The following is a 14,410-nucleotide window of genomic DNA, read 5'->3' as shown; positions in this document are numbered from 1 at the left end:
GTGCCTGTTACCGGCCATTAATCCCCGCCACCCTTCCTAACCATCATCCCCTTGCTCGGGTTGTAGCCCAAAATCGCCGCGCCGATGAACAGCAAAAACGCGGCAGCGGTGAAGACTAGCGCTAATTGGTTGAACTGCTCGTACAGCGCGAAGCGGATCAGTTCGACGGCTTGCGAGAACGGGTTGTACTCGGCCAGGGTCGCCAATAACGGACTGGATTCCTTGATCTTCCACAACGGATACAACGCGGTGGACATGAAGAACAGCGGGAAAATCACGAAATTCATCACCCCGGCGAAGTTTTCCAGTTGTTTGATGAACGACGACAGCAGCAAGCCCAACGCGCCCAGCATCATGCCGGCCAACACCAGCGCCGGCAATATCCACAAATAGCCCGGCAGCGGCGCCTGAATGTCGTACAGCCAGGCGATGCCGAGGAAGGCATAGCATTGCAGCACGCCGACCGCGGTGCCGGCGATCAATTTGCTGCACAGCAAGAACCAGCGCGGCAGCGGGCAGACCATCAACATGCGCATACTGCCCATCTCGCGGTCGTAGACCATCGACAGCGAGCTTTGCATGCCGTTGAACAGCAAGATCATGCCCAGCAGGCCGGGGGTAATGTAGACCTCATACAAAATATAGGTTTCGTAAGGCGGACTGATCGCGATGCCCAGCGCGGCACGGAAGCCGGCGGCGAATACGAACAACCACACCAAGGGTCGTACCAGCGCCGAGACGAAACGCTCGCGCTGATGCAGAAAACGCAGCAGTTCGCGGCCGACGATGCCGGCCGTGGCCCGCCAGTAATGCACTATTCTCATGCCGTCCCTCCTTTATCGGATTGGGTAAGCTTCTGAAACACCTGACCGGGATCGGCCCAGCCGGTGTTTTTCAATATCTCGGCAAGCCTGCCATTGGCCTTGATCTGGCCTTTGTGCAAGACCACCAAGCTGTCGTCGGCATCGATTTCGTCGATCAAGTGCGTCGCCCACAACACCGCCAGATTTTGCTGTTTGACCAAGTCGTGCACATGTTTGACGATGGCCTGCCGGCTGGGCACGTCCAGGCCGACGGTCGGTTCGTCCAGCAACAGCAAGCTGGGTTTGTGCAACAAGGCTCGGGCGATCTCTACCCGGCGCTTGTGGCCGCCGTTCAGTTGCCTAACCTTTTCGCCGCGCCGTTCATACATAGCCAAACGCTCCAGCTCTTCCTGGATCCGCTTGTCGGCCTGCTTTTTACCGATGCCGTGCAGCGCGGCGTGGTAGCGCAGGTTTTGGGTCACCGATAAATCCGGGTCCAGCGTGGTCTGTTGAAACACCACGCCCAGTTTGGCCAAGGCTTGCAGGCTTTGCTGCTTGACGTCGAAACCGCACAGCGCGATGCGCCCTTCCCGAGCATCGTAAAGCCGGGTGATCAACGCGAACAGCGTGCTTTTGCCGGCCCCGTTCGGCCCCAGCAGAATCGTGCATTCGCCGGGCTCGACCTGAAACGCCACATTATCCAGCGCCTTCTTGGCGCCATAGGCAAAGCTCAGGCCATCGATTTGCAGCGCGGCGCTCATGGCTTAACCGCCACGCCCCAGGGATAACGCCCCACCGCGATCGACTTGGTCACCTTATGGTTCTCCAAATCGATGATCGAGATGTCGTTACTGACACCGTTGGTGGTGTACAAGCGCTTTTGATCCGGCGAAAAGGCCAGATTCCAGACCCGCTGACCGACCAGCAGATACTTCTCCACTTTGTAATTTTGGGCGTCGATCACCGCGACCCGGTTGGCCGGCCCCATCGCCACATAGCCATAGCGGCGCTGCTTGTCGATTGCGATGCCGACCGGTTGCACCAAATCGCTACTCAAGCCCGGCACCTCCAATTTAATGTTCTGGGCAATCTGCTTGGTCGCGGTATCGATAATGGTCAGCGTACCAGCCATTTCCGAGGTCGCCCAAAGTTGCTGGCTGTCGTCGGTGAACGTTACCGCGCGGGGTCTGGCGTCAACCAAGGTGTTGTCCTGGATTTGCCGGTTGGCGGTATCGATCCAGTGCAGCATGTTGGTGGTTTCAGAGGCGCTGATCGTCCATTGGTTGTTCGGACTGACCGCGATGCCCTCCGGCTCGACGCCGACCTTGATCTTGGCTACCGCCTTCTTGCTGGCGATGTCGATGACGGTGACTTCGGCGTCGTCCTCGTTGGACACATACATCAGCTTATCGTCCGGACTCAGCGCGAAGGTTTCCGGGTCTTCGCCGGACGGCAATTTGCCGATTTCCTTCAAGGTAGTGCTGTCCAGCATCCGGATCGTGTTGTCGTCGCTGGTGGCGACGAACAAGGTCTTGGCGTCGTGGCTGATCGCGATGCCCCGCGGCCGTTGGCCGACCTTGACGGTTTTCAACAATTTGCCTTCGGCCGGATCGACGACGGCGATGGCATTGTCCTTTTCCAGCGTGACGAACACGGTTTCCGCCTGGACGTTGGCGACGAACAGCACGGCAAATGCCGCGCCGGCGAATTTAATCGATGGCATCGGTAATTCCTTGAAATGAGCTTGAAGAATCGGGCTCAGTGGCGGTATTGGGCATCGGGCGCGCAACGTCGAACCAACGCCGGCCAGCCACCTCGCGGCTGGGAAGTTTAACCCGAAGCCGTCGGGATTACATCCCGAGAACAACAAAGCGCCTTGGCATGTAAGCGAGTCAACGGTGGACAACTTGATGACGCGACCCACGGCTGTTCCGGCTTAGCGATTTCGGTTGACCGGGCGGCGGGCACAAAAAACCGGCGAGCCGACGACGCTAGCAAGTACAATATTCGCAAGCCGCCGCTCGCCGCCGCTTTATCCTAACCGACCGGCGCCTGCCGGCATCAGCCACTGTCCCGACGCTCCCGTGAAACGCTTCCTGCTCCAACTTCTGTATATCTGGAAACAAAAACTGAAAATCTATTTCCTGGCCGGCTGGATCGGCGCGGGCATGGGCATCTTTTTGTTGGCGCCCAGTTACGATTACATCAGTTCGCGAGAGCGTAACGCCGATCCGCTGTCGTCGATCGAATTCGTGCTGGGCCAGTTCGGCGAAGTGATGACCGGCCAGATCAATCAGAACAACCTGATTCTGTTCTACGCCGAAATCGGCGCGATCCTGGGGCTGTTGTCGCTGGGCTTTTATCAAATGCTACATAGACGGCTGGTGGACCTGGACGCATTGAAAGCCGAGCTGGAGAAGGATTTGCCGACCATCATCCGCCAGGGCGAAGGGCCGTTGCTGGAGTTTAAGTCTTCGCTGCGCTGGGACTTGCAGGAACAGCGGGTCAATAAAGCGTTGGAAGGCGTGATTCTGAAAACCCTGGCGGGTTTCTTCAACAGCGCGGTCGGCGGTACCTTGCTGATCGGCGTGGCCGACAATGGCGAGATTCTCGGTTTGGCCGAGGACTTCCAAACCTTGAAAAAGCCGGATCAAGACGGATTCGAGCAAACCCTGATGACGGCGGTCTCGACCAACCTGGGCGCCGACCTGTGTCCGTTGATCCATGTGCTGTTTCATAAACTGGCGGACCGCGACGTGTGCCGGGTCATCGTCTCGCCGGCCAGCCGCCCGGTGTTTTTAACCCAAGCCGGTACGCCGAAATTGTTCGTCCGCACCGGCGGCGCCACCCGCGACCTGAACATACAGGAAGCCTTGGAATACGTGGCCGGACGCTGGAAAAGTCAGCGCTGACACTGTGTCGAATCGCGGCTAAAGCCGCTCCCACAAAGCTAGAACCGCCGTGCGCCATTTCCGCGCCGGCCGAGTTACACTATCCGGCCAAACACGTTCTAAGATCCAATCATGCCACAACCATCCGCCTTCGTCTCCTGGTTCCGCCATTCGTCGCCCTACATCCACGCCCACCGGCGCCGCACCTTCGTGATTTTTTTCGGCGGCAGCGCGGTCGGCGAAGCCGAATTCGACAATCTGATCCACGATTTTGCGTTGCTGCGCAGCTTGGGCGTGCGGCTGGTGTTGGTGCACGGCATACGCCAGCAGATCGACGAACGGCTGGCCGAACGCGGCGATACGCCGAAGTTTCATCACCATCTGCGCATCACCGACGCGACCACCTTGCAGTACGTCAAGCAAGCCGCCGGGTTGGTGCGGGTCGAAATCGAAGCCTTGCTGTCGATGGGCGTGTCCGGCTCGCCGATGGCCGGCGCCAAGATTCGGGTCGCGTCGGGCAACTTCGTCACCGCTCGTCCGCTCGGGGTGTTGGACGGCATCGATTATTGCTATACCGGCAAGGTGCGGCGCATCGACAGCGAGGCGATTCACCAGCAGCTCGATCAACACAATGTCGTGCTGATTTCGCCGATCGGTTATTCACCCAGCGGCGAGGTGTTCAATTTATCCGCCGAGGAGGTAGCCACCGAGGTCGCCATTGCCTTACAAGCCGATAAATTGATTCTGTTGACCGAACAAGACTGTTTGTCGCCGGACGAACAACGGCCGCTGCCGCAACTGACGACGGCGCAGGCCGAGGAATTATTGGAAACCACGCCGGATTTCCCGCCGCCGCTGGCCCGCTCTCTACGCGCGGCGGTGCAAAGCTGCCGGCAAGGCGTGCAGCGGGCGCATTTGATCAACCGCCACGTCGATGGCGCCTTGCTGCTGGAGTTGTTTACCCGCGACGGCGTCGGCACCCTGGTCAGTTCGACCGCTTTCGAAACCATTCGGCCGGCGGCGCTGGACGACATTGCCGGCATCATGGAACTGATCAAACCGTTGGAAGCGGAAGGCGTGCTGGTCAAGCGCTCCAGGGAGAAACTGGAAATGCAGATCGGCGATTACGTCGTCATCGAGCGCGACGGCCTAATCATCGGTTGTACCGCCTTTCACACGATGGACGACGGCAACAGCGCCGAAATCGCCTGTCTGGCGGTACACCCGGACTACCGGCGCGGCGCGCGCGGCAACAGCCTACTGGAGTATTTGTTCGCCAAGGCCAAGACCGAAGCCGTCAAACGCTTATTCGTGCGCAGTACCCAAACCGTGCATTGGTTCGTCGAACGCGGCTTTCACCCCTGCGAACTCGGCGATCTGCCGGAAACGATGCGCGACGGCTACAACTACCAGCGCAATTCCAAGTTGCTGGTCAAGGACATCGTATAATCGGACCTTTATCCGGATTAAGATTTAGGGAAATGGCATGCTGGACAAACAAGCATTCTTGAATGTCGTCGATCTGACACCACTGGTGTCGATCGATTTGGTGATTCGTTCGGAAACGAACGCGATCTTGATGGGCGAACGCCTCAACGAGCCGGCGGCCGGCTATTGGTTCGTGCCCGGCGGCCGGATTTTCAAAAACGAGACCTTGGAACAGGCCTTCCGACGGATTACGCGGGCCGAACTCGGTATCGAGCTGGAGATTAGTCAAGGCCAATTGCTCGGCGGCTTCACGCATCTGTACGACACCAATTTCGCCAAGGCACCCGGCATCGGCACACATTACGTGGTATTGGCCTACCAATTGCGGCTGCCGCTATCACTGGAGCAACTGCCCAACGCGCAACACTCGGGCTACCGCTGGCTGGGCGAACACGACGACTTGAGCCGGGTTCACGCCAACAGCCTTGCCTATTTCCCTTACTTGCGCTAAATGAGACTAACCAAAGTCCTGCAACTGACCGACCTGCATCTGCGCGCCACGGCCGACGGCACGATGCTGGGCGTCGATACCGAATTTTATTTCCGGGAAACCTTGAATCGGGCGCTGGCCGCGCACGGGCCGTTCGACTTAATCCTGCTGACCGGCGATCTGACCCAAGACCCCTGCCCCGACAGTTACCGGCGTCTGGCCGGCATCCTCGCCGCCTACGACACGCCTTGCCTGTGCCTGCCCGGCAACCACGACGATCCGAATTTGATGCGGCTATGGCTGGCGGGTGGCAGTGTCGATTGCGGGAGGAGGATAGCCTTGCCGGGCTGGCAGATCATCGCGCTGAATAGCCGAAAACCCGGCAGTCCGGCCGGCTTTCTGAGTGAATCGGAACTGGCTGAAGCCGCCGAGCTGTTGACGGCCAATCCGGAACCGGCATTATTGGCGGTCCACCACCACACATTGCCCTGCGGCGGTCCGTGGATGGACCGAATGAAAATCGAGAACGGCGACGCGTTAATCGAATTGACCTCCCGCTTCCGGCAAATCAAGGCGGTGACCAGCGGTCACGTACACCAGCTATTCGAAGCGGATCGCTCGGGGGTGAGATGGTTGGGGATGCCGGCGACTTGTTTTCAATTCAAACCGGGCGCCGATAAGTTGGAACTAGACCCGCTGCCGCCGGGTTATCGGGTGTTCGAGCTGAGCGACGACGGCCAAATCTTTTCAAGCTGTCATCGGCTGGACATCGAGCAACCGGAACTGGAATTGCAGGCCGATTATTAACCCGCCAGCAAACGGCCGGACAGATAGCCTTCGGCATTAATACCGACATCGTTGGCGACCAGCAACGCGCCCAACTCGTCCAAGGCCCGCCGATAGACTCGACGCTTGAAATACACCACGTCCTTCATCGGGTACCAATACTCGACCCATTTCCAGTTGTCGAATTCTTGCTTGTGGCCGCAATCGAAACGCACCAAGGACTCGTCGCTCATCAATTTCAGGATGAACCAAATCTGCTTTTGTCCTATGCACAAGGGTGTCGAGTTTTTGCGGACATAGCGATCCGGCAGCCTGTAACGCAACCAGTAGCGGGTTCGCCCCAACAAATGCACATGTTCGGCGCGCAAGCCGGTTTCCTCCCACAACTCCCGATACATCGCGGTTTCCGGATCTTCGTTGCCGTCGATGCCTCCTTGCGGAAACTGCCAGGAATTGGCTCCCTTGCGCTTAGCCCAGAACACGCGACCCTCGTCATTGCAAAGGATAATCCCGACATTCGGCCGGTATCCTTTCGAGTCTATCATGTCAAAAAACCTGTATGATTTGCCGCCCGGTTACCGATGGTGAAATGCTAAAATCGGCAACCAGCGATCATGAATTAATGTCGCAATTGTTCCATAAATAGGCAGCCGACGCTACCGGCGGCCGTTTTTTTCTTTATCAAGACGGGAAGGCCGTGAGCTTAGCGATATTCGATCTGGACAACACGCTGATCGCCGACGACAGCGATTTCTTGTGGGGACAATTTTTGGTGGACGCCGGCATCGTCGACAAGGACCACTACGAACAAGCCAACCAGAAATTCTACGAAGACTACCAGCACGGCACCCTGGACATCGTCGAGTTTTTGCATTTCTCGCTGGCGCCGCTGGCCTGCCACGAACCGGCCCAGCTCTACCGCTGGCGGGAAGAATTCGTCGAAACGCTGATCAAGCCGATTATGTTGGATGCCGCCCACGCCCTGGTGGAACGGCACCGCGCCGCAGGCGATACCTTGCTGGTAATTACCGCGACCAACCGCTTCGTGACCGAGCCTATCGTCAAGCTCTACGGTATCGACAATCTTTTGGCGACGACGCCGGAAATGAAGGACGGCCGCTATACCGGCCGCTTTAACGGTACGCCGTGTTTCCAGCAAGGCAAGGTCACGTTATTACAACAATGGCTGGCCGAATCCGGCGAATCGATGCTCGGCAGCCACTTTTACAGCGACTCCCACAACGATTTACCGCTGTTGAATCTGGTGGAGCGGCCGGTGGCGGTCGATCCCGACCCCAAGTTGCGGCTGACCGCCGAGCAAGCCCATTGGCCCATCATCAGCTTGCGATAGGCGCCGCACGCCACCGACAAGTTAATATTGAATCGCTCTTATTTTTTCTGTATAAAGAACACCTGTTTATCAACTTCCCTGATGATTTTCAGCGGGATATGCCCGGCTTGATCGATATAGACGCCGAAATCCAGATGAGCAGCCGGATCGGTGGCAATCACCTTGACGACCGCGCCACTGTCGATTTCCATAATCGCTTTCTTGAGCCTCAACAGCGGTAACGGACATTGTAATCCGCTGGCATCGACTTCCAGATCAAATTTAATCATAACTCACGCGACTCGCTCGCCGTTTAATTAATAATTACCATAATATCCCACACCACACCGCGAAAATCGAGCCATGGAGTACTTCCCGCTGTTTTTAAACCTGAAGAATCAACCTTGTCTGGTGGTCGGCGCAGGCGGCGTCGCGGCCCGAAAAATCGAGCTGCTGCGCAAGGCTGGTGCTCGAATCACGGTGGTTGCCGTCGAAATTAGCGCGGATGTCATTGGCGTCGGCGATCTCGAATTGCACCAAAAGCCCTTTGCCGCCGCCGACGTGGACGGCGCGCGCCTGGTGATTTCGGCAACCAACGACCGCGCCACCAACGAAGCCGTCGCCAAGGCAGCCAACGCACGCGGAATTCCGGTCAACGTGGTCGACAATCCGGATTTGTGCAGCTTCATTTTCCCGGCCATCGTCGACCGCTCGCCGCTAACGATAGCGATCTCGTCCGGCGGCGTTTCGCCGGTGTTGGCGCGCTTGCTGCGCGCCAAGGTCGAAACCGCCATTCCCGCTGCCTACGGCCGACTGGCGACCTTCGCCGAACGTTTTCGACAAACGGTCAAACAACATTTGCCGGACACCAACCGCCGTCGGATGTTTTGGGAAAGTGTCTTGCAAGGCCCCATCGCCGAATTAGTGTTTGCCGACCGGATCGACGAAGCCGAATCCCGCCTCAACGAAAGCTTGGCAGCCGATTCTACCCAGTCCCCGCGCGGGGAAGTCTATTTGATCGGCGCCGGCCCCGGCGACCCGGACTTATTGACCTTCCGCGCTCTACGGCTGATGCAACAGGCCGACGTGGTCGTTTACGACCGCTTGGTCTCGACCGAGATTCTGGAAATGGCCCGCCGCGACGCCGATAAAATCTATGTCGGCAAACAGCGCAACAATCACAGCTTGCCGCAGGAAGACATCAACGCCTTGCTCGCGCAACTGGCGTTACAAGGCAAGCGGGTGGCCCGCTTGAAAGGCGGCGATCCGTTTATCTTCGGGCGCGGCGGCGAGGAAATCGAAACCCTGATGCAACAAGGCATCCAGTTCCAAGTGGTTCCGGGTATCACAGCCGCCGCCGGCTGCGCCAGTTATGCAGGCATTCCGCTGACCCACCGCGATCACGCCCAATCCTGCACCTTCGTCACCGGCCACCTTAAGGACGGTAACATCAATCTGAACTGGCGCCAGCTTGCCACACCGAATCAAACCATCGTCATCTACATGGGCTTGGTTGGCCTGGATGTGATTTGCCGTTCGCTGATAGAACACGGCTGCCCGCCGGATCATCCGATTGCCATCATCCAACAAGGCACCACCCGTCATCAACGGGTATTGACCGGCACGTTGAGCGATATGCCCGCGCGAGTAGAAGCCGCCGAATTCAAAGCCCCTACGCTGATTATCGTCGGCAGCGTCGTCACATTGCGGGAAAAATTACAGTGGTTCCATCCGGAAACGGCCCAGCGCGCGTGAAAAAATCCCGAATTCAGCGGAAATTAAGTTTTCGTTGGAAGAATCGCCCCGCAAGCCGACTCGGGACGGCTTTCACGGTGAAAATTAATTGAATTTTCCGGCGAAACTCCCTATCCTTTACCGGCTTGATTTCCCAGGAGCTGTATTGCCAATGCAGTTCTTTTTTTAATCACAACGAGAGAACACAATGAAAAAATCATTCGTTTTTACCGTAGGTGCGGCATTAATCGCTCTGAGCGGTCAAGTAGCGGCTAACGAACAAGAAGAAATCGGTGCAAAAATCTACGAACGCGCTTTTGGCCGTGGTTGCGGCGCTTGCCACGACATCTCATCCAACCCACAACTGAAAGAACTGATCAAAGCCGGCAAACTGCCTAAAGATCAATTCACGAAAGTGGTAAAAGAAGGCAAAAACGGCATGCCCAAAGCAACTGCGGCGATTATGGAAGTTGGCCCAGTCAAAAAAGCAGGTTACACCGAAGATCAAGCCATCGACGCGATCTACGCCTATCTGAGCAAATAAGCTCAAGCTCCAAGGCGAAAAAAAGCCGCCTCTCCGTTAGGAAGGCGGCTTTTTTGTGTGCCGAGTTTATTTCCTAGTCAGTTTTAGGCTCGCGTTCAGTCCCGACTCAAATAATGACGAGCACTCTGCCGATACGACGGCAAACGCCGACGGCCGCGTAACCAAACGCCAGCCACCGCCGCGATCATCAAGCCACAGGATACGAAGGTCAGATAGACCAAATCCTTGATGTCTTCCAGCTCTTGAACCAATACCTGATTGACGACAAGCGCTTCGCCGGGCTTGGCCGATGCAGCCTCAGCCGCGCCGGAATACGACGTCAGAATTTTTACGTCGCCCTTCAGATCGCGTATCGTATCCAAGGAATCGGCGACGCTACCGCGCTTGATGTTATCTTCCAACGAGCGCAATTTGCTCTCGATCGAACCGCTGACCAAGCCGAAAAGCTGGCCTTTCAACGCACTGATTTCGGCCGATAAAGCCGGGTTTTGGGTGGCATAGGCCATCGACACGGCTTGGTTTTTCTGAATTTCGTTCAGCAGATTTTGTCTGGGCAACAAAACGAAACCCAATAAAAAAACCGCTGCCGTCAATGCCGTCACCAGCATTAACAGAAAGCGGTTTGCCTTGATCAGCGCCTGATCCCGGTGAGCACCAGGCAAGTAGACAATAGCGTGCTTGTCGGTATTGGCATCATCCGGATTAATCTCAGGCATATCGCTCATTATTGTTCTAGTGTGCTAATCGGGAAGCTTAGTACCGACCGGGCAAACTTCGCCGTCAGCCTATCCCGGCATTATACAAGCTTCGCCAAAAATGTCCCGCATTAAACCGGTTGCACTCAGCGCGCCTTTTTTGCCGCGATTCGCATCCGCAACGCATTCAACTTGATAAAGCCTTCGGCATCTTTTTGGTTGTAAGCGCCGCCGTCTTCTTCGAAGGTGGCAATGTTTTCGTCGAACAGACTGTCGGTGTCCGACGCACGGCCGACCACGATGACGTTGCCCTTATACAGCTTCACGCGCACCTTGCCGTTGACACGGACTTGCGAAGCATCGATCATCGTTTGCAGCATCGCCCGCTCGGGACTCCACCAATAGCCGTTGTAAATCAACGACGCATATCGCGGCATCAGTTCGTCCTTCAAATGCGCCACTTCCCGGTCCAAGGTCAGCGACTCGATCGCCCGGTGAGCTTTTAACATCACGGTACCGGCCGGGGTCTCGTAACAGCCGCGCGATTTCATGCCGACGTAACGGTTCTCGACGATGTCCAAGCGGCCTATGCCATTGGCGCCGGCGATTTGATTCAACTTTTCCATCACCTGATGCGGGGTATGCGGAACGTCGTCGATGGCCACGATATCGCCCTGTTTATAGGTTAGCTCGACATACGTCGCCTGATCCGGGGCACTTTCCGGCGACACGGTCCAGCGCCACATATCTTCTTCCGGCTCGGTCCACGGATTTTCCAGAATGCGGCCTTCGTAGGAAATATGCAGCGAGTTGGCGTCCATCGAGTAAGGCGAGGTTTTACCTTTTTTCATTTCAACCGAAATACCGTGACTCTCGGCATAGGCCAACAGTTTTTGACGGGAGTTCAAATCCCATTCCCGCCACGGCGCGATGATTTTGATGTCCGGGCGTAGCGCGTAGGCACCCAACTCGAAACGAACTTGATCGTTGCCCTTGCCGGTCGCGCCGTGAGAAATCGTATCCGCGCCGGTTTCGTTGGCGATTTCGATCAAACGCTTGGCGATTAGCGGCCGGGCAATCGAGGTGCCGAGCAAATACTCGCCCTCGTAAATCGTGTTGGCGCGGAACATTGGAAACACGAAGTCGCGGGCGAATTCCTCGCGCAAATCGTCGATGTAGATTTCCTTAATGCCGGCCGCTTGCGCTTTCGCCCGCGCCGGCTCCAACTCCTCGCCTTGACCGATGTCGGCGGTGAACGTGACGACCTCGCATTGATAAACGTCTTGCAACCATCTCAGGATGACCGAGGTATCCAAGCCGCCCGAATAGGCCAACACCACTTTTTTAACTTCCGACATTGCGTTCTTACCTGTGCCCATTGAAAAATGGCCGGATTATACCAAAAATCGGCCGGCCGCCGATTCGGCCAGACCGGCGACCAACAACTCGACCAGCCGTTCGGTCGCACCCTGATTGGCTTGCACGAAGTCTCGAGCCCACTGGGCCATCGCGCGACCGGAAGCCGTGTCGCGAGATAAGGCCAACACCGCTACGCCAAGCGCCTCGGCGTCGGCGCATTGGTGTGCGGCGCCTACCGCCAACATTCGCTCGGCGATTTCCTGAAAATTGAACATCCACGGGCCGAACAACACCGGCGTGCCGATCGCGGCGGGCTCCAACACGTTATGACCGCCAACCTCGACTAGACTGCCGCCGACGAACGCCGCATCGGCGGCCGCATACAATAATTTTAATTCGCCCATGCTATCGCCGATGTAAACGTCGGTTTCGGTCCGGCACGCCAGTCCGGAACTGCGCATCAAGACCCGCAGGCCTTGAGTTTCGCACAGTTTTTGGACCAAGCCGAAGCGTTCCGGGTGGCGCGGCACGATCGTTAACAATAGCGCCGGCATTGCCGCTTTCAGGCGCCGATACTGCGCCAACAGCAGTTCTTCCTCGCCGGCATGCGTGCTGGCGGCTATCCATACCCACCGTCCGGCGAATGCCGACGCTTTCAAGGCTTTACCCGCCGCCAGGGTGTTGGGATCGACGGTGACGTCGAATTTCACGTTGCCGACCACCCGAACTTGGCTGGATCGGGCTCCGATTTCGACGAAGCGTTCGCCATCCTCGGCGGTTTGCACCGCGATCGTGTCGATACAAGCCAGGGCCGGCCGGATCAGGCTGGGAATTTTCAGATAGGCGCGCGACGACCGTGCCGACAAACGGGCATTGACAAGAAACAGCGGCACCTCGCGAGCACGGCACTCGGCAAACAGATTGGGCCATAGCTCCTTTTCCAGGAATACCGCCAGACTCGGCCGAAACCGCTCGAAGAAGCGCGCGACGACCCAGGGTAAGTCGTAGGGCAAATACACGTGCTCGACGCGATCGCCCAATACGGCGACCACCCGAGCTGAACCGGTCGGCGTCGTCGTCGTCACCAAAATCGGCAGTTGGGGAAACTGGCTCAACAAACGCTGGATCAGCGGAAACGCCGCTTCGGCCTCGCCGACCGAGACGGCATGAAACCAGATTCCGCCGCCACGGACCGGTCCACGATAAATTCCCAAGCGTTCCCGCCAGCGCAACCGATAAGCGGGCGCCTTGATTCCCCGCCAATACAGTCGCAGCAAAATCGCCGGCAACAATAAACCGAATAAACACGTATAGATGCGACGCATATTTAGGACTGGGGTTGGCTAAGGGTTGCCACGAAAGTCACCGGAGCAGTCACACAATCCGATGTCGGAACGCGGTCAATCTCGGCTAAAGCCGCTCCCACGCCACTGACTTTCATTTGCCGGGGCGATGCAGCGGTTTCATGATCGTCAGGTAAACCACTCGTTTCCCGACATTTGCGGCGAGGTACGGTCCGGTTCGCCGAGAAGTTGCGCGGGCTTGCGCCGAACACGCGCGACGCAAGCCGTCGCCGAATCGGCGTGAGCGGCAAAGCGAGGGTTAACTCGTCGGCCAGCGTCATTCGGCAAACTCGTACACCTTGTATTTGTCGACCAAGGGGCGCAATTGCTGTTGCGCGACAGCCTGGTAGTCAGGGTTTTTCAAGAAGGCTTCCAATGCATTGGGATCGGCGAAAGTCGCCGAAACCGCCACGTCGTACCCCTTATCCAGCGCGGTGCTGGCCCGCTCGCGGCGAACTTCCAGCGGCGTTCCTAGCCGATAACTCAGTACGCCGGGGAGATGCTCCAATGGCCGGCTCAGCTCGATATATTGACGGCGCGCCGCCGGATCGCCCGCCTGCTTCAACCACACCAGCGCGACGTGATGAACCGAACCGCCGCTCGGGGCAATTGGGTCCGGCGTCAACACGTGACAAGCACCGAGCACCAGCGGCAATAAGCAATACACTCTAGTCATCGATTTCTCAAAGTTCGGGGCGATCCGCCCAAGGTTTGTCATAACCTGCGGTCTTGAACACCGTTGTTTTAACAATCGCCGAAAAATATCGGGCAAGCGCGCGGACGGCGACGTAAGGCCTCTGCCGCAACGCATAGCGCGCTACTGCATTGACTTGAAATCCCCGTCGCAACGAAATCGGTACGGTCGTCTGGATCTACCCGACGATGGTAGCGGGCCGAACACCGTAGCGTCAAGCCGTGCCGCCCCGGCCTCGCCAACGGCCCGCTCAAACGTGACACGGAGCGCCGACGCATCCAGTTTGCGCGAGTTTTCCGCTGTATCGGCGCCC

17 protein-coding genes are annotated in these 14,410 nt (G+C 57.5%); 7 read left to right on the top strand and 10 right to left on the bottom strand.

Annotation, left to right across the window (positions count from 1 at the left end; genetic code table 11):
* Positions 1 to 17: 17 nt before the first annotated feature.
* From BJL95_RS11450 to BJL95_RS11440, 3 genes are read right to left on the bottom strand one after another with little or no spacing between them, the layout of a single operon-like run.
* The gene (locus BJL95_RS11450) at positions 18 to 824 is read right to left on the bottom strand and encodes an ABC transporter permease (RefSeq protein WP_071158054.1); all 807 of its coding nucleotides are present in this window, start codon (positions 822 to 824) and stop codon (positions 18 to 20) included.
* Positions 821 to 1,564, bottom strand: a complete 744-nt coding sequence (locus BJL95_RS11445; RefSeq protein WP_064027854.1) for an ABC transporter ATP-binding protein — start codon at positions 1,562 to 1,564, stop codon at positions 821 to 823. Before BJL95_RS11445 ends, BJL95_RS11450 begins: the two co-directional genes overlap by 4 nt.
* The gene (locus BJL95_RS11440) at positions 1,561 to 2,526 is read right to left on the bottom strand and encodes a PQQ-dependent catabolism-associated beta-propeller protein (RefSeq protein WP_064027856.1); all 966 of its coding nucleotides are present in this window, start codon (positions 2,524 to 2,526) and stop codon (positions 1,561 to 1,563) included. Before BJL95_RS11440 ends, BJL95_RS11445 begins: the two co-directional genes overlap by 4 nt.
* A 361-nt stretch (positions 2,527 to 2,887) precedes the next feature.
* Here BJL95_RS11440 and BJL95_RS11435 point away from each other — a divergent pair, with 361 nt between their 5' ends.
* From BJL95_RS11435 to BJL95_RS11420, 4 genes are all read left to right on the top strand, one after another.
* Complete coding sequence (locus BJL95_RS11435; RefSeq protein ID WP_064027913.1) at positions 2,888 to 3,715, top strand: helix-turn-helix domain-containing protein; 828 nt, start codon at positions 2,888 to 2,890, stop codon at positions 3,713 to 3,715.
* A gap of 111 nt (positions 3,716 to 3,826) precedes the next feature.
* Positions 3,827 to 5,143, top strand: coding sequence for an amino-acid N-acetyltransferase (gene argA / locus BJL95_RS11430; protein WP_071158052.1), 1,317 nt, complete (start codon positions 3,827 to 3,829; stop codon positions 5,141 to 5,143).
* Positions 5,144 to 5,180: 37 nt separating this feature from the next.
* Positions 5,181 to 5,633 (top strand): GDP-mannose mannosyl hydrolase, encoded by a 453-nt coding sequence (locus BJL95_RS11425; RefSeq protein ID WP_071158050.1) that lies wholly within the window; start codon positions 5,181 to 5,183, stop codon positions 5,631 to 5,633.
* Positions 5,634 to 6,419 carry a phosphodiesterase gene (locus BJL95_RS11420; protein WP_071158048.1) on the top strand — a complete coding sequence of 262 codons (786 nt, stop codon included), beginning with the start codon at positions 5,634 to 5,636 and terminating at the stop codon, positions 6,417 to 6,419.
* Here the strand turns inward: BJL95_RS11420 and BJL95_RS11415 are convergent.
* Entirely contained in the window at positions 6,416 to 6,943 is a 528-nt protein-coding gene (locus BJL95_RS11415) for an RNA pyrophosphohydrolase (RefSeq protein WP_064027864.1), read from the bottom strand. The two genes, BJL95_RS11420 and BJL95_RS11415, sit on opposite strands and share 4 nt — an antisense overlap.
* A gap of 152 nt (positions 6,944 to 7,095) precedes the next feature.
* Between BJL95_RS11415 and BJL95_RS11410 the strand changes: the two genes are divergently transcribed.
* Complete coding sequence (locus BJL95_RS11410) at positions 7,096 to 7,749, top strand: HAD family phosphatase (protein ID WP_071158046.1); 654 nt, start codon at positions 7,096 to 7,098, stop codon at positions 7,747 to 7,749.
* Between the two features lie 38 nt (positions 7,750 to 7,787).
* Here the strand turns inward: BJL95_RS11410 and BJL95_RS11405 are convergent, their stop codons facing one another.
* Complete coding sequence (locus tag BJL95_RS11405; protein WP_064027868.1) at positions 7,788 to 8,018, bottom strand: sulfurtransferase TusA family protein; 231 nt, start codon at positions 8,016 to 8,018, stop codon at positions 7,788 to 7,790.
* A gap of 73 nt (positions 8,019 to 8,091) precedes the next feature.
* Here BJL95_RS11405 and cysG point away from each other — a divergent pair, with 73 nt between their 5' ends.
* Positions 8,092 to 9,483: a siroheme synthase CysG gene (gene cysG, locus BJL95_RS11400; protein ID WP_071158044.1), complete on the top strand. Its 1,392-nt coding sequence runs from the start codon at positions 8,092 to 8,094 to the stop codon at positions 9,481 to 9,483.
* 187 nt (positions 9,484 to 9,670) lie between these two features.
* Positions 9,671 to 10,006: a cytochrome c gene (locus BJL95_RS11395; RefSeq protein ID WP_064027872.1), complete on the top strand. Its 336-nt coding sequence runs from the start codon at positions 9,671 to 9,673 to the stop codon at positions 10,004 to 10,006.
* A gap of 95 nt (positions 10,007 to 10,101) precedes the next feature.
* Here BJL95_RS11395 and BJL95_RS11390 read toward each other — a convergent pair whose 3' ends face one another.
* From BJL95_RS11390 to BJL95_RS11375, 5 genes are all read right to left on the bottom strand, one after another.
* Positions 10,102 to 10,731: a hypothetical protein gene (locus BJL95_RS11390; RefSeq protein WP_071158042.1), complete on the bottom strand. Its 630-nt coding sequence runs from the start codon at positions 10,729 to 10,731 to the stop codon at positions 10,102 to 10,104.
* A 116-nt stretch (positions 10,732 to 10,847) separates the two neighbouring features.
* Positions 10,848 to 12,059, bottom strand: coding sequence for an argininosuccinate synthase (locus tag BJL95_RS11385; RefSeq protein ID WP_071158040.1), 1,212 nt, complete (start codon positions 12,057 to 12,059; stop codon positions 10,848 to 10,850).
* A gap of 36 nt (positions 12,060 to 12,095) precedes the next feature.
* Positions 12,096 to 13,385 carry a lipid IV(A) 3-deoxy-D-manno-octulosonic acid transferase gene (waaA, locus tag BJL95_RS11380; protein ID WP_071158038.1) on the bottom strand — a complete coding sequence of 430 codons (1,290 nt, stop codon included), beginning with the start codon at positions 13,383 to 13,385 and terminating at the stop codon, positions 12,096 to 12,098.
* Between the two features lie 2 nt (positions 13,386 to 13,387).
* Positions 13,388 to 13,684 carry a hypothetical protein gene (locus tag BJL95_RS25450; RefSeq protein WP_139306229.1) on the bottom strand — a complete coding sequence of 99 codons (297 nt, stop codon included), beginning with the start codon at positions 13,682 to 13,684 and terminating at the stop codon, positions 13,388 to 13,390.
* On the bottom strand, positions 13,681 to 14,079 hold the full coding sequence (locus BJL95_RS11375) for a Dabb family protein (RefSeq protein ID WP_083385931.1): 399 nt from the start codon (positions 14,077 to 14,079) through the stop codon (positions 13,681 to 13,683). Before BJL95_RS11375 ends, BJL95_RS25450 begins: the two co-directional genes overlap by 4 nt.
* Positions 14,080 to 14,410 lie beyond the last annotated feature (331 nt).

The sequence above is a fragment of the Methylomonas sp. LWB genome (assembly GCF_001856095.1).
In the GTDB taxonomy this organism is placed as follows: Bacteria; Pseudomonadota; Gammaproteobacteria; order Methylococcales; family Methylomonadaceae; genus Methylomonas; species Methylomonas koyamae_A.
The sequence above is the reverse complement of the archived record's forward strand: the minus strand, read 5'-3'. Positions and strand labels throughout refer to the sequence as shown.